23 protein-coding genes are annotated in these 20,766 nt (G+C 65.0%); 11 read left to right on the forward strand and 12 right to left on the reverse strand.

Features of this window, described 5'->3' with window-relative positions; translation table 11 throughout:
- Nucleotides 1-14 precede the first annotated feature (14 nt).
- Together N0B28_RS07390 and N0B28_RS07395 are read right to left on the reverse strand one after the other, a co-directional pair.
- Nucleotides 15-380, reverse strand: a complete 366-nt coding sequence (locus N0B28_RS07390) for a YbaN family protein (protein ID WP_058540758.1) — start codon at nt 378-380, stop codon at nt 15-17.
- A gap of 10 nt (nt 381-390) precedes the next feature.
- Nucleotides 391-978 (reverse strand): YecA family protein, encoded by a 588-nt coding sequence (locus tag N0B28_RS07395; protein ID WP_054916593.1) that lies wholly within the window; start codon nt 976-978, stop codon nt 391-393.
- A 245-nt stretch (nt 979-1,223) separates the two neighbouring features.
- On the opposite strand from N0B28_RS07395, the gene recQ reads away from it, so the two are divergent.
- Both recQ and N0B28_RS07405 read left to right on the forward strand, forming a co-directional pair.
- Complete coding sequence (gene recQ / locus N0B28_RS07400) at nt 1,224-3,356, forward strand: DNA helicase RecQ (RefSeq protein ID WP_275731257.1); 2,133 nt, start codon at nt 1,224-1,226, stop codon at nt 3,354-3,356.
- Between the two features lie 118 nt (nt 3,357-3,474).
- Nucleotides 3,475-3,909: a MarR family transcriptional regulator gene (locus N0B28_RS07405; protein WP_043864125.1), complete on the forward strand. Its 435-nt coding sequence runs from the start codon at nt 3,475-3,477 to the stop codon at nt 3,907-3,909.
- On the opposite strand, the gene N0B28_RS07410 is transcribed toward N0B28_RS07405, so the two are convergent.
- Nucleotides 3,906-6,095, reverse strand: coding sequence for a patatin-like phospholipase family protein (locus N0B28_RS07410; RefSeq protein ID WP_043864124.1), 2,190 nt, complete (start codon nt 6,093-6,095; stop codon nt 3,906-3,908). The genes N0B28_RS07405 and N0B28_RS07410 overlap by 4 nt on opposite strands.
- Before the next feature lie 70 nt (nt 6,096-6,165).
- Here N0B28_RS07410 and N0B28_RS07415 point away from each other — a divergent pair, with 70 nt between their 5' ends.
- Entirely contained in the window at nt 6,166-6,450 is a 285-nt protein-coding gene (locus N0B28_RS07415; protein ID WP_054916592.1) for a SelT/SelW/SelH family protein, read from the forward strand.
- A 1-nt stretch (nt 6,451) separates the two neighbouring features.
- Here the strand turns inward: N0B28_RS07415 and N0B28_RS07420 are convergent, their stop codons facing one another.
- Complete coding sequence (locus N0B28_RS07420) at nt 6,452-7,336, reverse strand: DMT family transporter (RefSeq protein WP_058540759.1); 885 nt, start codon at nt 7,334-7,336, stop codon at nt 6,452-6,454.
- Between the two features lie 140 nt (nt 7,337-7,476).
- On the opposite strand from N0B28_RS07420, the gene N0B28_RS07425 reads away from it, so the two are divergent.
- On the forward strand, nt 7,477-8,295 hold the full coding sequence (locus N0B28_RS07425; protein ID WP_054916590.1) for a UDP-2,3-diacylglucosamine diphosphatase: 819 nt from the start codon (nt 7,477-7,479) through the stop codon (nt 8,293-8,295).
- Between the two features lie 25 nt (nt 8,296-8,320).
- Here N0B28_RS07425 and N0B28_RS07430 read toward each other — a convergent pair whose 3' ends face one another.
- Nucleotides 8,321-8,632 carry a DUF962 domain-containing protein gene (locus N0B28_RS07430; RefSeq protein ID WP_043864120.1) on the reverse strand — a complete coding sequence of 104 codons (312 nt, stop codon included), beginning with the start codon at nt 8,630-8,632 and terminating at the stop codon, nt 8,321-8,323.
- A gap of 159 nt (nt 8,633-8,791) precedes the next feature.
- On the opposite strand from N0B28_RS07430, the gene N0B28_RS07435 reads away from it, so the two are divergent.
- Entirely contained in the window at nt 8,792-9,877 is a 1,086-nt protein-coding gene (locus N0B28_RS07435) for an AraC family transcriptional regulator (RefSeq protein WP_058540760.1), read from the forward strand.
- On the opposite strand, the gene N0B28_RS07440 is transcribed toward N0B28_RS07435, so the two are convergent.
- On the reverse strand, nt 9,834-11,288 hold the full coding sequence (locus N0B28_RS07440) for a TrkH family potassium uptake protein (protein ID WP_043864118.1): 1,455 nt from the start codon (nt 11,286-11,288) through the stop codon (nt 9,834-9,836). The two genes, N0B28_RS07435 and N0B28_RS07440, sit on opposite strands and share 44 nt — an antisense overlap.
- Nucleotides 11,289-11,388: 100 nt before the next feature.
- On the opposite strand from N0B28_RS07440, the gene N0B28_RS07445 reads away from it, so the two are divergent.
- The gene (locus tag N0B28_RS07445) at nt 11,389-11,952 is read left to right on the forward strand and encodes a nitroreductase family protein (protein ID WP_043864117.1); all 564 of its coding nucleotides are present in this window, start codon (nt 11,389-11,391) and stop codon (nt 11,950-11,952) included.
- A gap of 128 nt (nt 11,953-12,080) precedes the next feature.
- Here the strand turns inward: N0B28_RS07445 and N0B28_RS07450 are convergent, their stop codons facing one another.
- The 6 genes from N0B28_RS07450 to N0B28_RS07475 form a co-directional block, all read right to left on the reverse strand.
- Nucleotides 12,081-13,418 carry a HAMP domain-containing sensor histidine kinase gene (locus N0B28_RS07450; protein WP_043864116.1) on the reverse strand — a complete coding sequence of 446 codons (1,338 nt, stop codon included), beginning with the start codon at nt 13,416-13,418 and terminating at the stop codon, nt 12,081-12,083.
- Nucleotides 13,419-13,475: 57 nt separating this feature from the next.
- On the reverse strand, nt 13,476-13,892 hold the full coding sequence (locus tag N0B28_RS07455) for a Spy/CpxP family protein refolding chaperone (protein ID WP_043864115.1): 417 nt from the start codon (nt 13,890-13,892) through the stop codon (nt 13,476-13,478).
- Nucleotides 13,893-14,055: 163 nt separating this feature from the next.
- Nucleotides 14,056-14,733 carry a response regulator transcription factor gene (locus tag N0B28_RS07460; RefSeq protein ID WP_043864114.1) on the reverse strand — a complete coding sequence of 226 codons (678 nt, stop codon included), beginning with the start codon at nt 14,731-14,733 and terminating at the stop codon, nt 14,056-14,058.
- A 7-nt stretch (nt 14,734-14,740) separates the two neighbouring features.
- Nucleotides 14,741-15,142 carry a hypothetical protein gene (locus N0B28_RS07465; RefSeq protein WP_058540762.1) on the reverse strand — a complete coding sequence of 134 codons (402 nt, stop codon included), beginning with the start codon at nt 15,140-15,142 and terminating at the stop codon, nt 14,741-14,743.
- Nucleotides 15,143-15,344: 202 nt separating this feature from the next.
- The gene (locus N0B28_RS07470; RefSeq protein WP_078481768.1) at nt 15,345-15,644 is read right to left on the reverse strand and encodes a YciI family protein; all 300 of its coding nucleotides are present in this window, start codon (nt 15,642-15,644) and stop codon (nt 15,345-15,347) included.
- Nucleotide 15,645: 1 nt separating this feature from the next.
- The gene (locus N0B28_RS07475) at nt 15,646-16,242 is read right to left on the reverse strand and encodes a septation protein A (RefSeq protein ID WP_193791520.1); all 597 of its coding nucleotides are present in this window, start codon (nt 16,240-16,242) and stop codon (nt 15,646-15,648) included.
- 66 nt (nt 16,243-16,308) lie between these two features.
- Between N0B28_RS07475 and N0B28_RS07480 the strand changes: the two genes are divergently transcribed.
- The 5 genes from N0B28_RS07480 to rluB all read left to right on the forward strand — a co-directional run bounded on the left by N0B28_RS07480 (nt 16,309) and on the right by rluB (nt 20,643).
- Entirely contained in the window at nt 16,309-17,172 is an 864-nt protein-coding gene (locus N0B28_RS07480; RefSeq protein WP_043864110.1) for a PHP domain-containing protein, read from the forward strand.
- Between the two features lie 13 nt (nt 17,173-17,185).
- A complete protein-coding gene (locus N0B28_RS07485; protein WP_043864297.1) occupies nt 17,186-17,815 on the forward strand; it encodes an L-threonylcarbamoyladenylate synthase in 630 nt (209 codons plus the stop codon).
- A gap of 128 nt (nt 17,816-17,943) precedes the next feature.
- Nucleotides 17,944-18,642, forward strand: a complete 699-nt coding sequence (locus N0B28_RS07490; RefSeq protein WP_162484885.1) for a ScpA family protein — start codon at nt 17,944-17,946, stop codon at nt 18,640-18,642.
- Between the two features lie 18 nt (nt 18,643-18,660).
- Complete coding sequence (gene scpB / locus N0B28_RS07495; protein ID WP_043864108.1) at nt 18,661-19,425, forward strand: SMC-Scp complex subunit ScpB; 765 nt, start codon at nt 18,661-18,663, stop codon at nt 19,423-19,425.
- A gap of 153 nt (nt 19,426-19,578) precedes the next feature.
- Entirely contained in the window at nt 19,579-20,643 is a 1,065-nt protein-coding gene (gene rluB / locus N0B28_RS07500) for a 23S rRNA pseudouridine(2605) synthase RluB (RefSeq protein ID WP_054916588.1), read from the forward strand.
- Nucleotides 20,644-20,766: the final 123 nt, after the last annotated feature.

Raw genomic sequence — 20,766 nt, forward strand, 5'->3', positions numbered from 1 at the left:
GCGCGTGGTTGCGCCTAGGTACGCTTGCGCAAGGTCTTCTGCCGCGCGATGTACACGGTCACCAGTACCGCACTGGTGAGCATGAACCCGCGTGCCCACGGCAAGGGCACCAGGTAGCACGAAAAACCTATGCTCAGCCACATCAGCCCGATGGCGTATACCTTGGCCTTGAGCGGAATGCCCTCACCGCCCAGGTAGTCGCGAATCCACGGCCCAAGCCGCGGGTGGTTGACCAGCCATGCGTGAAAGCGGGGCGAGCTGCGCGCAAAGCAGGCTGCCGCCAATAACAGAAAAGGGGTGGTCGGCAGCACCGGGAGGAAGATGCCGATCACCCCCAGCGCGACGCTGAGCCAGCCGATGGCCAGCAGCAGGTAGCGCATGGATGCAGACTCAGTGGTGGCGAGGCTTGAGCAGCGCAGGTTTCTCGTCCGGGGCATGGCACAGCAGGTACAAGGCCGTCAGCGCCTCGGGGATCTGCACGATCATGTCGTCCATCAGGTTGGCGTCGCTGGCGATGTCGGCGAACTCGGCCTCTTCGTCGAACAGGCCGGAACCGACCATTATCGGCAGCAGCATTTCGCTGACTTCTTCCTCGGCGCTTTCGAACCAGGCCGCTTCACGCAGGAACACCCCTTCCATGAAGCCGATGCACCAGCCGCGCAGCTCGGAGTCGTCCGGCTCGTCGCCAAGGTCCAGGTCGCACGGCAGCTCGAATTCCTCATCGCTGGCCAGTTGGCGGGCGATGTGATCCTTGAGCTTGATCAGTGTGCTTTCGATTTCTTCGCGCTGGGCCTCGTCCTTGTAGTGCGGCGGCTCGGCGAACAGGGCGTCGATCCATTCACGCTCGGGAACGGCTTCGGAGCAGATCGACAGCGCGGTCAGGTAGCCGTGTGCGGCAACGTAGTCCAGCGCTTCTTCGTGCAGCTCGTCAGCGTCGAGGAAGGCTTGCAGGCGGGTTAATTGCTCAGCGAAGGACATTACAGGGCTACCTTGGGAATAAACGATGCTGGAATTCTAGCATCTTGCGGCGCCTGCGAGGCAAAGGATGACGCCTATCGCAGAGCCCCCTGCACGGGCGCCGTGTCCGGTATAATGCCCGGCTTTTGCGCCCGGTCACGCCAGCATGCGGCCCCGGCAAAAGCCGCTTACGCAATTTCAGGTGTGGCGGGGAAGCTTTTCATCCAGCCTGTGGCCAGGATGGTTCTGCGATTTATGGAGTTTTTATGCTCGAACAGGCTCAGCGCGTCCTCAAGGACATCTTCGGCTACGACAGCTTTCGCGGGCGCCAGGGGGCGATCATCGAATGCGTGGCCAAGGGCGGCGATGCGCTGGTACTGATGCCCACCGGCGGCGGCAAGTCGCTGTGCTTCCAGGTTCCGGGGCTGCTGCGCGAAGGCCTGGCAGTGGTGGTGTCGCCGCTGATCGCGCTGATGGACGACCAGGTGGCGACCCTCGACGAGCTGGGTGTCGCCGCGGCTTCGCTGAACTCCACGATGAGCGCCGACCAGCAGCGCGAACTGGCCATGCGCATTCGTCGCGGCGAGCTCAAGATGCTGTACCTGGCCCCGGAACGCCTGGTGCAACCACGCATGCTGGATTTTCTGCGCAGCCTGGACATCGCGCTGTTCGCCATCGACGAGGCGCATTGCGTGTCGCAATGGGGCCATGACTTCCGCCCTGAATACCTGCAACTGGGGCAACTGGCCGAACTCTTCCCCAACGTGCCGCGCATTGCCCTGACCGCCACCGCGGACATGCGTACCCGCGAAGAGATCGTCACCCGCCTGCACCTGCAGAACGCCGAGCGCTTTCTGTCGAGTTTCGACCGGCCGAACATCTTCTATCGCATCGTGCCCAAGGAACAGCCGCGCAAACAGTTGCTGGCGTTCCTCAACGAGCGGCGCGGCAACGCCGGCATCGTCTATTGCCTGTCGCGCAAGAAGGTCGACGATGTGGCCGCGTTTTTGTGCGAGCAGGGGTTCCCGGCGCTGCCCTATCACGCCGGCCTGCCTGCCGAGACCCGCGCCAGCAATCAGCGCCGCTTCCTCAACGAGGAAGGCCTGATCATGGTCGCGACCATCGCCTTCGGCATGGGCATCGACAAGCCCAACGTGCGTTTCGTGGCCCACCTGGACCTGCCCAAGTCGCTGGAAGCCTACTACCAGGAAACCGGTCGCGCCGGCCGTGACGGCCTGCCCGCCGATGCCTGGATGGCCTACGGCCTGCAGGACATGGTGATGCTCAAGCAGATGCTGCAGAACTCCGAAGGTGACGAGCGTCACAAACGGGTCGAGCAGCACAAGCTCGATGCCATGCTGGCACTGTGCGAAGAGACCCGCTGCCGTCGCCAGACCCTGCTCAACTATTTCGACGAAGAACTGCCCCAGCCCTGCGGGCACTGCGACAACTGCGTCGACGGCGTGCAGACCTGGGACGCCACCGAGCCTGCGCGCCAGGCGCTGTCGGCCATCTACCGTACTGGCCAGCGCTACGGCGTGGGCCATCTGGTGGACGTGCTGCTGGGCAAGGACAACGAGAAGATCCGCAGCTTCGGGCACGAGAAGCTTGCCGTGTATGGCGTGGGCAAGGCTCGCGCAGAAGGCGAGTGGCGTTCGCTGTTCCGCCAGCTGGTGGCGCGTGGCCTGGCCGATATCGACCTGGAAGGCTATGGCGGGCTGCGCCTGTCCGATACGTGCCGGCCCTTGCTGCGTGGCGAAGTCACCCTTGAGCTGCGCCGCGACCTCAAGCCGCAGACCAGCAGCAAGAGCAGCAGCTCGGGCAGCCCGGCCAGCCAGCTGGTGCGCGGCGAGGAACGCGAACAGTGGGACGCCTTGCGCGCCTTGCGGCGCAAGCTGGCCGAGGAGCATGGCGTGCCGCCGTATGTCATCTTCCCCGACTCGACCCTGCTGGAGATGCTGCGCAGTCAGCCCGGCAGCCTCAGCGAGATGGCCCAGGTCAGTGGCGTGGGGGCACGCAAGCTGGAGCGCTACGGCCAGGCCTTCCTCGAGGTGCTGGGCGGCGCTGCAGAGGCCCCGGCCCCGGTCGCCGACCTGCGCCACGAGCTGATCAGCCTGGCCCGCGCTGGCATGACTCCGCTGCAGATCGCCGGCCAGCTGCAATGCAGTGAAAAGAACGTTTACAGCCTGTTGGCCGAGGCCATCGGTCGCCAACAGCTGTCACTGGAACAGGCGCTGGACCTGCCCGAGGACCTGATGGGCGAGATCCAGGACGCGCTCCTCGACGGCGAAGGCGAGTTGCCGCCGGTGTCGGCGATCATCGAGCAGTTTGGCGGACGCGTGCCTGAGGGCGTGCTGTATTGCGTGCGCGCCGCACTGGCGGCCGAGTTCGAGATGTAGAAAGGTTGTTTGTCATCATTTATGACGATTATGCAGCGCCTGCCGACGGCATGAGCCTTGCCTAAGGCCCAAGGGCATGATTAGCTGCCTATTAATTAGTTCTGATGATGAGTTTCCTATGCCGTTGACCGATCACCACCGTTTCGGGATGCAGTTGGCCCATATGTCCCGGGGTTGGCGCGCCGAGCTGGACCGCCGCCTGGCCGGGCTCAACCTGTCGCAGGCGCGCTGGCTGGTGCTGCTGCACCTGGCGCGCTTCGACGAGGCCCCCACCCAGCGTGAACTGGCGCAGAGCGTGGGGGTTGAAGGGCCGACCCTGGCCCGTCTGCTCGACAGCCTCGAGGCCCAGGGCCTGGTCAAGCGCCAGGCCGTACTGGAGGACCGACGCGCCAAGAAGATCGTGTTGTGCCCGCCCGCCAAGCCGTTGATCGACCAGATCGAGACCATTGCCAACGCCTTGCGCGTCGAGCTGTTCGAAGGCATCGACGAAGAAGAGCTGCGCGTGTGCATGCGGGTGCACGCGCGCATCCTGGGCAACCTGGAGAAGTCCTAGAAGGTCTGCCCCAGGTTGAGGTAGAACGCCTTCTGGTTCTCGGTGTTCATGCCGTAGCTGAAGTTCAGCGGCCCCAGCGGCGTTTCGAAGCCCAGGAAGATGCTCGCGGCGTTGATGTAGCCGCTGTCGAACTCGTTGTCGTTGTTCCAGGCGCGGCCGCGTTCCAGCGAGCCGCCCAGATACAGCGGGAAGTCCAGCGGCAGGTAGGAGCGCGGGGTCAGGCGCCGGTAGTAGACCATGCGCATCAGGCTCAGGTTCTGGCCTGACACCGAGTCCTGGCGAAAGCCCGACAGCTGCCGGGCGCCGCCCATCACGAAGCTCGAGGTGACCACCTCGGCATCATCCAGAGTCCGCGCATAGCGACCGCCGAATACCCAGGTGTTCGGCCCGCTGCTCAGGGCCTTGTCCAGTTTCATGTCCCATTGGCGATAGCGCTGGTCGGAGCCCAGGCCCGGCTCGAACTGGCGCAGGGTCAGGCTGACGTCTTCGCCGCTGTGGGGGAAGTAGACGTTGTCCAGGGTGTCGAACGAATACTTGAGGTCATAGAAGCCTTCGTTGAAGTTCACCTTGGGCAGGCCCTGTTCGCCGATGCGTACCTCGGCCTGCCCCCAGGCCTGGCCCACCCCCAGGCGCACTTCGCCGTTGTTGCCGATCTGGCGGCCCAGGTTGAGCCCGAAGCCATAGCGTTCGAGGCGGTACTCGGCGATGGGGTCGTTGTCCAGGGTGGCCTCGATGTTCTGCGAGCCGATGTCCAGGTAGGGCGCCACGAAGTAGCGCGACCCGGTATCCAGCGGCTGGTAGAACTCGCTGTAGAGCTCCTGCTTGTCGCCGATCTGGGCTCGGGTGAGCCACTCGGCGCCCAGGCGGTTGATGCCGTTGACGCGGTAGCTGGCGCCCAGGTTGAAGGCGCTGTCGCCACGCAGGTCATCGGACAGGTTCAGCCCCAGCCGCAGATAGTCGGTGCCGCCACGTCGGCCCCGGGCGTTGATCACCAGGGTGTTCTCGTCGCCCTTGTGCACCACGCGGTACTGCACCCGGTCGAAGTAGTCCAGGCCGTACAGGGTGCCCATGTCGGTGCGCAGGCGGTCGAGCTCCAGCGGTTCGCCGATGGGCTGGCGAATGTAGTAGCGGATCACGTCGTCACTGACCTTGGAGTCGTTCTCGACCTTGATGGCGGTGATCACCGGGGTGCGTTGCCCGGCCGAGCGCGCCTCGGCCAGTTGCACCGCCGTGTCGTTGACCCGGCGCAGGCTGGCCAGGCGCGGGTCGAGCAGGCGGGTGGCGCGGTAGCCGGCGTCGATCATGTCCTGGGCCCGGCCGAAGTCGGTGACGCCAAAGCTCGACAGCGGCGGCTGTACCAGGATGTCGTCGCGGTGCAGCGAGGCCAGTTGCTCTTCGGAGTTGCGCCGGGTCATCAGGGTGATCGACTGGTTGAGCACATCGACCACCGTGGCCAACTGCTTGCGGTTGCGCAGCGGCGTGCCGATATCGACGACGATCGCCATGTCCACACCCATCTCACGCACGATATCCAGCGGGATATTGTCGACCATGCCGCCGTCGACCAGCAGGCGGCCGTCCAGCTCGACCGGGGCGAACACCGCCGGGATCGACATGCTGGCGCGGATCACCTGGGGCAGGTGGCCCTTGCGAAACACCACTTTCTCGCCGCTGGCGATATCGGTGGCCACTGCGCGGAACGGGATCGGCAGCTTGTCGAAGTCACGGGTGTCACTGGCGTGGGCCAGCAGGCTTTCGAGCAGCAGCGCCAGGTTCTGCCCCTGGATCACCCCCAACGGCAGGCCCAGGCTGCCGTCGTCGCGAAAGCTCAGGCGCTGTTTGACCAGGAAGTCGCGGTCGTCCTGCTTGCGCCTGAAGGGGATGTCCTTGCGCGGCGGTGCATCGGACAACGCCTGCTGCCAGTCGATGGCCAGGGCCAGCTTCTCCAGCTCGTCGATCTTGTAGCCCGAGGCGTACAACCCGCCGATCACCGCGCCCATGCTGGTGCCGGCGATGGCGTCGATCTTCACCCCCTGTTCTTCCAGCGCCTTGAGCACACCGATGTGGGCCAGGCCGCGCGCCGCGCCGCCGGACAGCACCAGGCCGACCTTGGGCCGGGCGGCCTCGGCGGCGCAGAGGGCAAGGGAGGTAAGGGACAGCAACAGGCACAACAGCAGACGACGCATCGCGGCTCTCGGAGCAAAGGCTAAAGGTGGCTAGTATAAGCGCGACCACCTATCAGGAGACCGTTACCCCATGTCCGTATCCAAACCCGAAATTGTCATCACCTATTGCACGCAGTGCCAATGGCTGCTGCGCGCCGCCTGGCTGGCCCAGGAACTGCTGAGCACCTTCAGTGACGACCTGGCCCGGGTGGCCCTGGAACCGGCCACGGGCGGCAACTTTCGCATCACCTGCGATGGCGTGCAGATCTGGGAACGCAAGGCCGATGGCGGTTTCCCCGAGGCCAAGGTGCTCAAGCAGCGGGTCCGCGACCAGATCGACCCGCAGCGCGACCTGGGCCACAACGACCGCGCCTGACTCAGCCGCCGGAGGTGGCGGGTGCGGTGTGTGGTGCGCCGGCGGCCAGACGGCTTGAAATCACGATGGCCAGAATGATCAGCACCCCGCCCATCAGCATGCGCAAGGTGGGCTGCTCGGCGAAGATCACCCAGGCCATGGCGATGCCATAGACCGGCTCCATGGCAAACACCACGGCGGCGGTACGGGCCTTGATCACCGCCAGGCTGGCCACGAACAGGCTGTGTGCCACGCCGGTGCAGAACACCCCCAGCAGCCCCAGCCACAGCCAGTCCAGCGCGCTCACCGAAGGCAGCAGCGGGCCCGCCACCGGCAGCAGACACAGTGCCACCACGGCGTTCTGGCACAGCGCCGCCTGTATCGCCGGAATGTGCCGGGAGCCTGCACGGTTGAGCAGTGACAGCAGGGCGAACAGCAACCCCGAGAACAACGCCCACAGCAGCCCGCTGGTGGCCTGGCTGGCGAGGTCGAAGTCGGGCGTCACCAGCACCAGGCCGATGCTCACCAGCACTACCAGCAAGGCTTCGTTGCGACGGATGCGCTCACGGAACAACAGCCCTTCCAGAATGACCGTGAACGCCGGGAAGCTGGCAAAGCCCAGGGTCGCGATGGCCACGCCGGCCACCTTGACCGCGACGAAGAAGCTGACCCAATGGCCGGCCAGCAACATCCCGGCCAATGTCAGCCCGCGCCAGTCCCGTGCCTTCAGGGGTTGCCAGTGTTGTCGGGCAACGCCGACGAAGATGGCCAGGGCCAGCACGGCGAAGGCCGCACGGCCGAACACGATGACCGACGGGCCGGCACTGGCCAGCTTGCCGAACACGCCGGTCAGGCCGAACAACAGCGCGCCTGCATGCAGGGCGCCCAGGGCAGTACGAGGGGTCATGGCGGGCGGTTGCCTTGGATCGGGAGCACAGGCCACGCAGTGTACATGCCCCGACGGCCTGTCACAGGACTGCCGCACAACGGTCATGGTCGATTCACTGCCCACAGGCAAGCTCGCACAAACTCTCCCGGAGCCTGCCCATGACCCATGCCGAGCTTGGCAAACCTTCGCGCAAGCAGCGCGTGCGCACGCTGTGGATCTCGGACGTGCACCTTGGCACCCGCGACTGCCAGGCCGAGCATCTGTCGCAGTTTCTCAAGGGCTACCAGGCCGATCGCATCTACCTGGTGGGCGACATCATCGACGGCTGGAAGCTGCGGGGTGGCATGTACTGGCCCCAGGCCCATACCAACGTGATCCGGCGCCTGCTGACCATGAGCAAGCGCGGCACCGAGGTGATCTATGTGACCGGCAACCACGACGAGTTCCTGCGTCGCTACTCCAAGCTGGTGCTGGGCAATATCCAGCTGGTGGACCAGGCCGAGCACCTCACCGTCGACGGCAGGCGGCTACTGGTGATCCATGGCGACCAGTTCGACGTGATAACCCGCTATCACCGCTGGCTGGCCTTCCTGGGTGACTGGGCCTATGAACTGACCCTCACCCTCAACCGCTGGCTCAACCACTGGCGCGCGCGGTATGGCTATGGCTACTGGTCGCTGTCGGCCTACCTCAAGCACAAGGTCAAGACGGCGGTGAGCTTTATCAGCGACTTCGAGGAGGCGATTGCACGCGAATGCGTCAAGCGAGGGTTTCACGGGGTGGTGTGCGGGCACATCCACCACGCCGAAATCCGCAAGGTGGGAGAGGTGGACTACCTCAATTGCGGCGACTGGGTGGAGTCGTGCACTGCCTTGATCGAGCACTGGGACGGTACGATCGAGCTGTACCGCCTGGCCGACGCCCAGGCCCGGGAGGCCCTGCGCCAGGCCCGGGCGGTGGGTGAGCCCAGCCTCTAGGCCACGCGCAGGGGGCGGGCGATGCTCAGAACTGCACCTTGCCGCGCAGCATGTCGCGGTACAGGACAAAATCGCCCAGCAGGCTGTAGAAGGGGTAGGTGAAGGTGGCGGGGCGGTTCTTCTCGAAAAAGAAGTGGCCTGCCCAGGCAAAGCCGTAGCCGGCCACCGGCACCGCCAGCAGCAGCCAGCCGTTGGCACTGGCCAGGGCGTAGGCCAGCAGGGCGATCACCAGGCTGGTGCCGACGAAGTGCAGGCGGCGGCAGACAGGGTTGCTATGCTCACCCAGATAATACGGATAGAACTCGGCAAAGCTGTTGAAGCGTGGGGGGCTGTTCACTGCGTCGCTCCCGTATCGGTCGAAGGTGGCGAAACATGCACGGCGTGGAGCCTGAACCGAGTCTAGAATTGTGTCGCAGTATCAGTCAGTGACAATAAGCGCCACTTTAGTATCCTTTGCGTTCACCGCAGGAGCGGTCTTACCCAAAAGAAGCCAGCCATGAGCGAAAGAACCACGTCAGCAAGCTGGGCCTCGGGGATCGTCAAGGCACTTGAATTCGAAGGGCTCGATTGCCCTGCGCTGTTCAAGCAGCTCGGCCTGGACTTCGCCGCGCTGGACGACCCCGACGCACGTTTCACCCAGGACTCCATGACCCGCTTGTGGCAACTGGCCGAAGAGTTGTCGGGCAACCGTGCCATCGGCCTGAACATGGCGCGGGTGGTGCGCCCGGCATCGTTTCACGTGGTCGGCTATGCCTTGATGTCCAGCCGCACCCTGGCCGAGGGGTTCGAGCGCCTGGTGCGTTACCAGCGCATTATCGCGGAGAGTTCCGACCTGAGCTTTCGCCTGGGGCCGGAAGGCTACTCGCTGGTGCTGACCGTGCATGGCGATCACCTGCCGCCCACCCGGCACAGCGCCGAGGCCTCGCTGGCCTGCGCCCTGGCGCTGTGCTGCTGGTTGAGCGGGCGCACCATCCAGCTGCGCCGGGTGCTGGTACAAGGCCCGCAGCCTCAGGATATAGAACCCTACAAGCAGGCGTTTCGTGCCCCGCTGGTGTTTGGCGCGCCCCACGATGCGCTGGTGTTCGAGCGCGCCGACATGGAGGCGCCGTTGCCCACGGCCAACGAGGCCATGGCGATTCTGCACGACCGTTTTGCCGGCGAGTACCTGGCGCGTTTTTCCGAAAGCCGGGTGACCCACCGTGCACGTCAGGTGCTGTGCCGCATGCTGCCCCAGGGCGAACCCAAGCGCGAAATGGTCGCCCAGGCCCTGCACCTGTCGCAGCGCACGCTGCAGCGGCGCCTGCAGGAGGAGGGCACCAGCTTTCAGACCCTGCTCGATGATACCCGTCGCGAACTTGCCGAGCAGTACCTTGCGCAGCCGAACATGACATTGCTGGAGACTGCCTACCTGCTGGGTTTTGCCGACCCGAGCAACTTCTTCCGGGCTTTCCGGCGCTGGTTCGACCTCACCCCCGGGGAATACCGCACCCGTATGGAGCTGGCGCGCAGTGCCGGCCCCGAGGCGTCGGCCCAGGGCGTCAGTGTCGCCAGAACGCCGGCATGCACAGAACCAGCACCGTAATGATTTCCAGGCGGCCCAGCAGCATGCCGCCGGCCAGGATCCACTTGGCGGCGTCGGGCAGGGTGGCGAAGTTGCCCGCCGGGCCGATGGTTTCGCCCAGGCCCGGGCCCACGCCGGATACGGTGCTGGCCGCGCCGGTCAGGGCAGTCATCCAGTCCACGCCCAGCAGCGAAAGCAGCAGCGCGATGATGCAGATGGTGATGGCGAAGAAGAACGAGAAGGTCAGGATCGACCGCACGATCTCTTCGTCGAGGCGGTGACCGTTGTATTTCTGTTTGATCACCGCGCGCGGGTGAATCAGCTGGTTGAGGCTGGCCTTGAGCAGGATGTAGGCCACCTGGAAGCGGAAGATCTTGATCCCGCCCGCGGTCGAGCCCGAACAGCCGCCGATGAAACCCAGGTAGAAGAACAGCATCAGCGAAAAGTTGCCCCACAGGCTGTAGTCGCCCAGGGCGAAGCCGGTGGTGGTGACCACCGAGGTCACGTTCAGCGCCACGTGGCGCAAGGCATCGAACCACGGCAGGCTGGTGGTGGCCCAGTACCAGGTACCCAGCACCACCCAGGTGGCCACCAGCAGGCCGAGCAGGCCCTGTACCTGCTGGTCCTTGATCAGTGCCTTGCGATTGCCACGCATCGTGGCCACGTAGAGGGTGAACGGCACACTGCCCAGGATCATCACCACCACCGCCACCCAGTGCACGGCCGGCTGGTCCCACTTGGCCAGCGACTGGTCGGAGGTGGAGAAACCGCCGGTGGAAATTGCCGACATGGCGTGGTTGATGGCATCGAACGGGCTCATGCCGGCCAGCCAGAACCCCAGCCCGCCGATGGTGGTGATGCCCACGTACACCGCCACGATCGACTTGGCGACCATGTGCGAGCGGGGCATGACCTTTTCGGAGCGGTCCGAGGACTCGGTCTGGAACAGGCGCATGCCGCCGATGCGCAGCAGCGGCAGGATCGCCACGGCCATGCCGATGAAGCCGATGCCGCCCAGCCAGTGCAGCAGCGAGCGCCATATCAGGATGCCCGGCGACATGCTGTCCAGGCCACTGAGCACGGTGGCGCCGGTGGCGGTGATGCCCGACATGCTCTCGAAGAAGGCATCGGTGTAGCTGATGTGCTGGGTCAGCAGGAACGGCAGGGCGGCGAAGATGCACACCACCAGCCAGCTGCTCACGGTGAGCAGGTACATGTCGCGCGGGCGCAGGTGCACGTGCTCGGGGCGCCCGGGTATGACCAGGGCCAGGCCGGCAATGAAGGTGATCAGGCTGGCCCACAGAAACGACGGCAGGTCGCCGGTGCGCTCGTAGATGACCAGGGTGGCCATGGGCACGGTCATGCTGATCGCCAGGGTAATCAGGAAGATGCCGATAATGAAACCGATGATCCTTAAGGTCGGCAACGCCATGTGATCTGCTCTGGGTTGAAACGGAGGGGCGCCATTCTACCTATGGGCCTCTTTAAGTAAACGGTAGAATAGCCGCACATTTCTCGACAGGGGGTAGCCGATGGAGGCTCTCGACGCATTGCTCAACCGTGTTTCCGTTCCTCGCCTGGTAGAGCCGGCACCTGATGCTGCGCAGCGCGAGTTGCTGTTTCGGGCGGCCTCGCGTGCGCCGGACCATGGCCAATTGCGGCCCTGGCGGTTCCTGACCATCGAAGGCGCGGCCCGCGAGCAATTGGGGGCGCTGCTGGCCGAGGCGGTGCAGGCGCAGGGCGAAGCCACCGAGGCAGCGCTGGAAAAGGCCCATGCCATGCCGCTGCGGGCGCCGTTGCTGATTGTGGTGATCGCGAACGTGCAGGATCACGTCAAGGTGCCCAAGTCCGAGCAGCGGCTGGCGGCCGCGTGTGCGGCGCATGCCATTCTGCTGGCGGCATATGCCCAGGGGATCGGCGCGGTGTGGCGTACCGGCGAGCTGTCCTACAGCCCGCAGGTGGCCAAGGGCCTCGGGTTGGCGGATACCGAAGAGCTGATCGGCTTCCTGTATGTGGGCACGCCGCTTAACCCGCCGCGTACGGCGCCGGTGGTGTCTGTCGAGGCGTTTGTCAGCGCCTGGGAACAGCCCCGCTAAGCTATACAGGCATCAGATGGCCCTTTCGCTGGCAAAGCCAGCTCCCACAGGTGCGCAACGGCCCCTGAGGACGGTGACAAGCCTGTGGGGGCCGGCTTGCCAGCGAAGAAGCCAACACCCGTCTTTATTCAGGCGCTAGCCGGCCCCGCCACCGGCAACTCCAGCGTCGCCACGAACCCGCCCTGCGCATGGTTGCCCAGCACCAGGCTGCCACCATGACGTTCCGCCGCCTTGCGCGCGATCGCAAGGCCCAGGCCATGCCCGGCCGTGGTCTGCCCCGGGGCGCGGAAAAACGGCTCGCCCAACTGCGCCAGGTGCTCGTCGGCCACCCCCGGCCCGTGGTCGCGCACCGTCAGCACGATACGCTCGCCTTCACGCTGTGCACTCATCTCGATCGGTTGCCCCGGCGGATTGAAGCGCACGGCATTGCGCAGCAGGTTGTCCAGCGCACGTTCGATCAGTGTCGGCCAGCCCTGCAGGCTCAGCCCAGGCGTGTCGTGCAGCTGGATGTCCTGTTCCGGCGCTGCGAGCTGAGCATCCTTGCGCACGCTGGCCAGCAGCGCATTGAGGTCGACCGGTTCTGCGCTGGCGCTTTCGGCATCCACCCGCGCCAACACCAGGATTTCACTGATCAAAGCCTCGAGGCGGTCGCACTCGCGGGTCAGGCGCGGCCAGTAGGCCTGCTGCTGTGCAGGCTCTGCCCGCTCGGCCAGGGCCAGGGCGATCCGCAGGCGTGCCAGCGGTGAGCGCAGTTCATGGGACACGTCACGCAGCAGTTGGCGCTGGCTGGCAATCAGGCTCTGCAGGCGCGCGCCCATGCGGTTGAAGTCATTGGCCAGCACACCGAACTCGTCGCGCCGGTTGGCCAGGCGTGCCAGGCTGTTCTGCTGGTAGGTGGTCTGCCCCAGGTCATGTACCGCGCCACGCAGGCGACTGAGGGGGCGGGTGATCGACAGGGTTACCAGCAGGCTGAACAGGGTCAGTACCACCAGGGCAATGCCCAATGCACTCAGCGGCCACAGCAGGCTGTCGCGGTGCCAGGCGTCGAGTTCGGGGTGAGGGATGCGGTAGATCAGCAGGTAGGTGTCGCCCGTGCCGGGGCTGGTGTACTCCTCGGTGAGGCGTCGCCAGGGCAGCGGCTCGCCGTTGTGCCGGCGCGCCTCGAAGGCTGCTGCGCGGCGCGGGAACGTGCCTGGCACCACCGCCTCGCCGCTTTCGTTGAGCACCTGCACGTCGATGTTGTAGCGCCGCTTGCGCAGCTCCAGATAACGCTGCGCGGCCTCGGGCCCTTGCTGTTCGTAGCGCGCCGACCAGTTCATGGCCAGGGTATTGAGCCCCGGGTGGCGGCTGAGGATCCAGGCGTCCTGATTGAGCATGTGGCCGAGCAGGATCGACAGCCCGGCAACCAGGGTGATGGCCAGCCAGAAGCTGGCCAGGATGCGCCAGAACAGTGAACGCAAGGGCATTACCTCAAACGAAAGAAGCCCGACCTGCGGGGGCAGGTCGGGCGGGGTGTGGACAGCTTACTGGGCCTTGCTGGCTTTTTCAGCTTTCCAGGCTTTGAACTCGGCCCACTCGGCCTTGCGCTCTGCCTGCTTCTTCTTCATTTCATCGAACTGCTTCTGCTGCTCTGGCTTGAGCATGCCGCGGATCTGGGTGTCGACCTTGTCGTGGCTTGCCTTGAGTTCGTCCTTGAGTGCCTTCTGGTCGGCTGCCGGCAGCTTGGCCAGGTAGCGCTGGGTGATTTCGTGGCGGCTCTTCATCTGCTCGCCCATCAGTTGACGGATCTGCTGGCGCTGCTCGCGGGTCAGGTCCAGCTGGGCGAAAGGCGCTCCACCGCGTTGGTGCTCGGCGCCGTGACGGGGGCCGCCATCGGGCATGGCCATGGCTACGGTTGGCAGGGCGGCAGCGAACATCAGGGCGATAAGGGTCTTGCGCATGGTGACTCTCCTTGTTGAGGCCGGTCGTTACCGGATGTGCCCAGTCTAGGGAGATCAAGGTCAGCGGCGGTCAGGCAAGGGTAAAGCTTGGGTAAAGACGGTGGGCGAGGGTGTTTACACGGTGGGGCGTTGGCGTGCGCCCCTTCGCCAGCAAGGCTGGCGCCTACAGGCTGTAGTAATAGCCGCGGCTGCGCAGGGCGACGATGCGCGGCCTGCCATCGGGATGCGGGCCGATCTTCTTGCGCAGGTTGCTGACGTGCATGTCCAGGCTACGGTCGTACAGGGTCAGCTTGCGGCCCAGGGCGAGCTGCGCCAGTTCCTGTTTGTCCAGCGGCTCACCCGGCTGGCCCAGCAGGGCTTCGAGAATGCGGCTTTCGGAAAGGGTCAGGGTCAGCTCGCGTTCGTCGATGTCGACCACGCCACGGGCGGGGCTGAAGCGCAGGTCGCCCACTTCCATCTGGGTGGGTGTGGCGGCCGGGTGGCTGCGGCGCAGCACGGCGCGCAGCCGCGCGGTGAGCTCGCGGGGGTCGCAGGGCTTGGCCAGGTAGTCGTCGGCGCCCAGTTCCAGGCCCAGGATACGGTCCAGCGGCTCGCCGCGAGCAGACAGCATCAGCACTGGCAGTTCGGCGTGGTCGCTGCGCAATTGCTTGAGCAGTTCCAGGCCGCTGCCGTCGGGCAGCATCACATCCAGCACCACCGCTGCCGGGGCGTGCTCGGCCAGGGCCTTGCGGGCGCTCTGGCCATCATGGCAGGCACGCACCTGAAAGCCTTCCTGGGTCAGCCAGCTGCTCAGCAGCTCGCACAGTTCCTGGTCATCATCAATCAGTAGCAGCTCGCTCATGTCTCACTCAATTCAACCATTGCCGGCGCCGTCTGTGGCTGCCACTGGCAAAGATACCGCAGAGCACGGCCAACAGGGCAACTCCGGCACCAATCACGAACCATTGCTGCTGATCGGTGAGCAGCTTGGGCAGCGGGTTGGCCTGGTGTTGCTCGAGCTGCTGCTTCAGGCGCTGGTTCTCCTGGCGCAGGCGGGTCAGCTGGGCGCTTTCGCGTTCGTTCTCGACATTTTTCAGCTGCTGCTTGAGCGCTTCGTGCTGGCGCTCACTTTCCTTGAGGCGTTGCTGCAGCTCGGAGATCTGGCTACCCGCACTCAACGACAAAGGGGTGCTGGCGGAGGCTTCGGCGGCCTTGGCGAGCGGGGTCAGCAGCAACAGGCACAGCAGCATGGACAACGGACCTTGACGCATCGGAACTCCTTGATTCCAATCGGGTGTTGCGTAGGTTGTCGGCAGGTGGACGAGAATGATGAACATTCGAGTGGATTTTAAGGCGTAGCACTACAGGCCCGCTGTAGTGGGCAAAGCCAGGAAGGGGAGCAGGGAGTGTGTGCGAGGGTGCGCAGAAGGTGAGGCGAATCGGCGCGACGACGGGCTCGTCGCGCCGATCAGGTTACGGCAGGACCTGCTTGAACGGCTTCACCAGCACTTCGGCATATACACCCGCCGCAATGTAAGGATCCGCATCTGCCCAGACCTTGGCAGCCTCGAGCGAGTCGAACTCGGCGACGATCAGGCTGCCACTGAACCCGGCCGCGCCAGGGTCGTTGCTGTCGATCGCCGGGTGCGGGCCGGCCAGTACGATGCGGCCTTCGGCCTTGAGCTGCTGCAGGCGCTCAAGGTGCGCCGGGCGTGCAGCCAGGCGGGCTTGCAGCGAATCGGCAACGTCTGTGGCGATGATGGCGTAGAGCATGTCAGTCCTCGGTCTTGGGGGTAGTAGGGTCGCTGTCGTGCAGGTGGCGGGACAGGTAGACACCCTGGCCCACCAGGAACAGTACGGTCATGCCCAGGCTGCCGAATACCTTGAAGTCCACCCAGATGTCCTGGAAGGTGAAGGCAACGAACAGGTTGGCCGCGCCGCAGAACAGGAAGAACGCGATCCACGCCAGGTTCAGGCGCGTCCACACCGGCTCGGGCAAGGTCAGCGCATGGCCCATGATGCGCTTGATCAATACACGGTCACCAATGAAGTGACTGCCCGCAAAAGCGGTGGCGAACAGCCAGTTCACCGCCGGGGCCTTCCACTTGAGGAAGGTCTCGCTGTGGAAGGCCAGGGTCAGGCCGCCAAATACCAGGCACGCCACCAGGGTCAGCCACTGGCCCTTCTCCAGCCTGCGCTGGCGGATCAGCAATGCGCCATACACCACCAGCGAACTGATGATCAGCACCGCCGTGGCGCTGTAGATGCCGCCCAGCTCGAACGACTGGCCGGCAACGTCGACCGTGCGCGGGTCGAGCTTGTAGACGATGAAAAACAGGAACAACGGGATGAAATCGATGAATTGTTTCACAGTGGCAGCCAGAAGCAGGATGTGACGGCATAATAACAAACATCAATGAGAGCGTATGCGCCACCTATGAATGTTGATCTGCACTGCCACAGCACCGCTTCCGATGGCGCCCTGTCGCCCACGGCGCTGGTCGCTCGCGCCCACGAACACGGCGTGCGGATGCTTTCGCTGACCGACCACGACACCCTCGAAGGCCAGCTCGAAGCCCAGGCTGCCACCCAGGCGCTGGACATGCAGTGGGTCAGCGGGGTCGAGCTGTCCTGCACCTGGGGCGGGGCGACGATTCACATCCTGGGCTACAACTTCCCGCTCGATGCCGAACCGCTGCAGCGCGCCGTCGAGTCGCTGCACCGTGGACGCTGGCTGCGCTCAGAGGAAATCGACCGGCGGCTGGCGCTCAAGGGCATGCCCGGCGCGCTGGACGGCGCCCGTGCCATCCAGCAGGAGCTGGGTGACAGCGGCAATGCGCCGGCCCGTCCGCACTTTGCCGAGTACCTGGTGCGTGCCGGCCACGTCAAGGACCGCGGCGAAGCCTTTCGCAAGTGGCTGGGCGCCGGCAAGCTGGGGGATGTGAAGCTGCACTGGCCAAGCCTGGAAGACACCGTGCAGACCCTGCGCCAGTCCCACGCATGGGTCAGCCTTGCCCACCCGATGCACTACGAATTAACCCGCAGCAAGCGTCGACGCCTGATTGCCGACTATATTCAAGCAGGTGGCCAGGCGCTGGAAGTGGTGAACGGGATGATGCCCGCCGAACAGGTGGGCACGATGTCGATCCTGGCCCGTGAGTTCGGTCTGCTGGCCAGCGCCGGCAGCGATTTCCATGGCCCGGGCGCCTGGTCTGAGATCGGTGTCTACCGGCCGTTGCCGGAGGACCTGCCACCCCTGTGGCGTCGATTCAAACATGAGCAGCCCACTGCACCCGTCTGAACAGGTAGAAAACGTGAGTCAATTTTTCCAGATTCATGCGGAAAACCCGCAACCGCGCCTGATCAAGCAGGCCGTCGAGATCATCCGCAAGGGTGGGGTGGTGGTCTACCCTACCGATTCGTCCTACGCCATGGGTTGCCAGATCGGCGACAAGTCTGCCGTGGAGCGCGTGCGCCGCTTGCGCGGGCTGGACAAGAGCCACAACTTCACGCTGATCTGCTGCGACCTGTCGCAGATGGGCCTGTTCGCCAAGATCGACACCGCCACGTTCCGCCTGCTCAAGGCGCATGTGCCGGGGCCCTATACCTTCATCCTCAATGGCACCCGCGAAGTACCGCGCCTGCTGTTGCACGAGAAGCGCCGCACCATCGGCCTGCGCGTGCCGCAAAACCCCATTCTGCTGGCCTTGCTCGAAGAGCTGGGCGAGCCGTTGATGAGCGTCAGCCTGATCCTGCCAGGCGACGACGAACCCATGACCGACCCGTACGAGATCCGCCAGCGCCTGGAAAAACAGGTCGACCTGATCATCGACGGCGGTTACGGCGACCTCAAGGCCTCCACCATCATCGACCTGACCGGGGAGGAGGCGGTGCTGGTGCGTGAAGGCTGCGGCGACCCTGCGCCCTTCATGGCCGAAGCGTGAACCAGGTCGCTGCGGTCGAGCCGGCCCTGGACCCACAGGCCGGCGCCCAGCAGGAGCTGCCACTGGTGATGGTGTATGGCGAAGCCATGACCGAGATGCCAGTGGACCTGTACATCCCGCCCGATGCGCTGGAAGTGTTCCTCGAAGCCTTCGAGGGCCCGCTCGACCTGCTGCTGTACCTGATTCGCAAGCAGAACGTGGATATTCTCGACATCCCGGTGGCGGAGATCACGCGCCAGTACATGGGCTATGTCGAGCTGATGAAGACCGTACGCCTGGAACTGGCCGCCGAGTACCTGGTGATGGCCGCGATGCTGGCCGAGATCAAGTCGCGCATGCTGCTGCCGCGCTCTGCCGAAGTGGAGCAGGAAGAGGACGATCCGCGTGCCGAACTGATTCGCCGGCTGCAGGAGTACGAACGTTTCAAGGCCGCCGCCGAAGGCATCGACGGCCTGAGCCGGGTTGGCCGCGAGGTGATCGTACCGCGCCTGGAGGCACCCCAGGCCAAGGCGCGCAAGCTGTTGCCCGACGTTGCGCTGGAAGAGGTGCTGATGTCGATGGCCGAGGTGCTGCGCCGCGGCGACATGTTCGAGAGCCACCAGGTCAGCCGCGAGGCGCTGTCGACCCGCGAGCGCATGAGCGATGTGCTCGAGCGCCTCAAGGGCGGCGGCTTCGTGCCCTTCGTCGAGCTGTTCACGGCCGAGGAGGGCAAGCTGGGGGTGGTGGTGACCTTCATGGCCATCCTCGAACTGGTCAAGGAATCTCTCGTCGAACTGGTGCAGAATGAGCCCTTCGCTCCCATCCATGTCCGCGCCCGGGCCGAATAACCGTACACGAGCACCCCAATGAACCTGACCGACCCCCGTGACCTGGCGCCGCTGCTGGAAGCCTTCCTGCTCGCCTCTGGCAAGGCGCAATCGCTGGAGCGCCTGTACGAGCTGTTCGAAGAGGCCGAGCGCCCTGAGCCCGGCGTGTTCAAGAAGGCCCTCGAGGTGCTGCGCAAGTCCTGTGCCGGGCGCGCGTTCGAGCTCAAGGAGGTGGCCTCGGGCTACCGCCTGCAGATCCGCGAGGACTACGCGCCCTGGGTCGGGCGGCTGTGGGAAGAACGGCCGCAGCGCTATTCGCGTGCGTTGCTCGAAACCATTGCGCTGATCGCCTATCGCCAGCCGATCACCCGTGGCGAGATCGAGGATGTGCGGGGCGTGGCGGTGAACACCAATATCATCAAGACCCTGCTCGAGCGCGAGTGGGTGCGCATCGTGGGCTACCGCGAAGTGCCCGGTAAACCGGCGATGTTCGCCACCACCAAGGCCTTTCTCGACCACTTCAACCTGAAGAACCTCGACGAGCTGCCCTCGCTGGCCGAGTTGCGCGAGATGGAGCCCGAGCCATTGCTGGAAGTGGATGATGCACCGGTGCCGGCCCACCTGCAGGCCCTGGCCGACGAGAGCGCCGAGCCCGAAGCCCCGGTCGAGGAGACCAGCTTTCACAGCCTGTTGCTGGAGCTGGACTCGATGGAGCAGGGGCTCAAGACCGACTTCGACGACCTGCTCGAGCAAGCCGATGAACCCGATGAGGGCCAGGCAGCGCCCGGTTCGCCGCAGGGCTGAGCGGCCTTCGAGCGGAAAACAGCGTCCTGGGGTGCAATATCGGCTAGTCTGTGGTGCGTTTGTCGTCGGTTCGGCGTATGATTCGCGACCTTTTTTGGCGCTTGTTTGGCCAATTCAATGATTTTCAGCAGCACTACACCGGGAGGTGCCCAGATGAGTGAACAGGATCTGCACGATAGCCCGCCGCGTCCAGCCGGCGAAAAACTGCAAAAGGTACTCGCGCGCATTGGCGTGGGTTCGCGCCGCGACGTCGAGGCCTGGATCAGCCAGGGTCGCATCAAGGTCAATGGCGTGGACGCCACCCTTGGCCAGCGCGTCGACATGCACGACGCGATTTCGGTCGACGGCCGCCTGATCAAGCGTGAAGAAGCCGCCGAGACCGTGCGCCGCGTCATCATGTACAACAAGCCCGACGGCGAGATCTGCACCCGTGACGACCCGGAAGGTCGTCCGACCGTGTTCGATCGCCTGCCGCGCCCGAAAGAGGGCCGCTGGATCAACGTCGGTCGCCTGGACATCAACACCACCGGCCTGCTGATGTTCACCACCGATGGTGAGCTGGCCAACCGCCTGATGCACCCGTCGTCCGAAATGGACCGTGAATACGCAGTGCGTGTACGCGGCGAAGTGGACGAAGACATGATCGCGCGCCTGAAGGCGGGCGTGGTGCTCGAAGACGGTCCGGCGCGTTTCACCGACATTCAGGAAGCCCCGGGCGGTGAAGGTTTCAACCACTGGTACCACTGCGTGGTGATGGAAGGCCGCAACCGTGAGGTGCGTCGCCTGTGGGAATCCCAGGGCCTGGTGGTCAGCCGCCTGAAGCGTGTGCGCTTTGGCCCGGTGTTCCTCAACAGCGACCTGCCGATGGGCCGCTGGCGCGAAATGAGCCAGGGCGAAGTGGACATCCTGGCTGCCGAAGTGGGGCTCAAGCCGGTGGCGATGCCAGCGATGAAGGCCAAGGTCAAGGACAAGCTCGAGCGCATGCAGCGCAAGTCGTCCAAGCCGGTGGGCCGTGGCGAGCGCGTGCGCACCCTGCGCCCGGCCAAGGAAGGTGGCGCGACCACCGAGCGCGCAGCGCGCCAGCCGCGTGACGACTCGCCACGCAAGGGCCGCAGCACCGTGGCCGAGCGTCCGAGCGACATGAACAAGCGCAAGCCGGCCGGCTCCGCACCCAAGCGGCCGGGCAGCAGCCGTGGCAAGCCGCCGCGGGCTGAGTAAGCGCTCACACAAGCCAACCTTCGGGTTGGCTTTTTTGTGCCTGTGGTGTTTTCACGTGCCTTTCGCCGGCAAGGCCGGCTCCTACAGGCATTGCACTCGCAGTGTAGGAGTCGCGTTGCCGGC

Source organism: Pseudomonas sp. SD17-1 (genome assembly GCF_029201585.1).
GTDB classification, from domain to species: Bacteria; Pseudomonadota; Gammaproteobacteria; order Pseudomonadales; family Pseudomonadaceae; genus Aquipseudomonas; species Aquipseudomonas palmensis.

Excerpts from the sequence above, each read along its gene's own strand:
- N0B28_RS07390 (WP_058540758.1), bottom strand. The coding sequence starts at position 380 with ATGCGCTACCTGCTGCTGGCCATCGGCTGGCTCAGCGTCGCGCTGGGG.
- N0B28_RS07395 (WP_054916593.1), bottom strand. The coding sequence starts at position 978 with ATGTCCTTCGCTGAGCAATTAACCCGCCTGCAAGCCTTCCTCGACGCT.
- recQ (WP_275731257.1), top strand. The coding sequence starts at position 1,224 with ATGCTCGAACAGGCTCAGCGCGTCCTCAAGGACATCTTCGGCTACGAC.
- N0B28_RS07405 (WP_043864125.1), top strand. The coding sequence starts at position 3,475 with ATGCCGTTGACCGATCACCACCGTTTCGGGATGCAGTTGGCCCATATG.
- N0B28_RS07410 (WP_043864124.1), bottom strand. The coding sequence starts at position 6,095 with ATGCGTCGTCTGCTGTTGTGCCTGTTGCTGTCCCTTACCTCCCTTGCC.
- N0B28_RS07415 (WP_054916592.1), top strand. The coding sequence starts at position 6,166 with ATGTCCGTATCCAAACCCGAAATTGTCATCACCTATTGCACGCAGTGC.
- N0B28_RS07420 (WP_058540759.1), bottom strand. The coding sequence starts at position 7,336 with ATGACCCCTCGTACTGCCCTGGGCGCCCTGCATGCAGGCGCGCTGTTG.
- N0B28_RS07425 (WP_054916590.1), top strand. The coding sequence starts at position 7,477 with ATGACCCATGCCGAGCTTGGCAAACCTTCGCGCAAGCAGCGCGTGCGC.
- N0B28_RS07435 (WP_058540760.1), top strand. The coding sequence starts at position 8,792 with ATGAGCGAAAGAACCACGTCAGCAAGCTGGGCCTCGGGGATCGTCAAG.
- N0B28_RS07440 (WP_043864118.1), bottom strand. The coding sequence starts at position 11,288 with ATGGCGTTGCCGACCTTAAGGATCATCGGTTTCATTATCGGCATCTTC.
- N0B28_RS07445 (WP_043864117.1), top strand. The coding sequence starts at position 11,389 with ATGGAGGCTCTCGACGCATTGCTCAACCGTGTTTCCGTTCCTCGCCTG.
- N0B28_RS07450 (WP_043864116.1), bottom strand. The coding sequence starts at position 13,418 with ATGCCCTTGCGTTCACTGTTCTGGCGCATCCTGGCCAGCTTCTGGCTG.
- N0B28_RS07455 (WP_043864115.1), bottom strand. The coding sequence starts at position 13,892 with ATGCGCAAGACCCTTATCGCCCTGATGTTCGCTGCCGCCCTGCCAACC.
- N0B28_RS07460 (WP_043864114.1), bottom strand. The coding sequence starts at position 14,733 with ATGAGCGAGCTGCTACTGATTGATGATGACCAGGAACTGTGCGAGCTG.
- N0B28_RS07465 (WP_058540762.1), bottom strand. The coding sequence starts at position 15,142 with ATGCGTCAAGGTCCGTTGTCCATGCTGCTGTGCCTGTTGCTGCTGACC.
- N0B28_RS07470 (WP_078481768.1), bottom strand. The coding sequence starts at position 15,644 with ATGCTCTACGCCATCATCGCCACAGACGTTGCCGATTCGCTGCAAGCC.
- N0B28_RS07480 (WP_043864110.1), top strand. The coding sequence starts at position 16,309 with ATGAATGTTGATCTGCACTGCCACAGCACCGCTTCCGATGGCGCCCTG.
- scpB (WP_043864108.1), top strand. The coding sequence starts at position 18,661 with ATGAACCTGACCGACCCCCGTGACCTGGCGCCGCTGCTGGAAGCCTTC.
- rluB (WP_054916588.1), top strand. The coding sequence starts at position 19,579 with ATGAGTGAACAGGATCTGCACGATAGCCCGCCGCGTCCAGCCGGCGAA.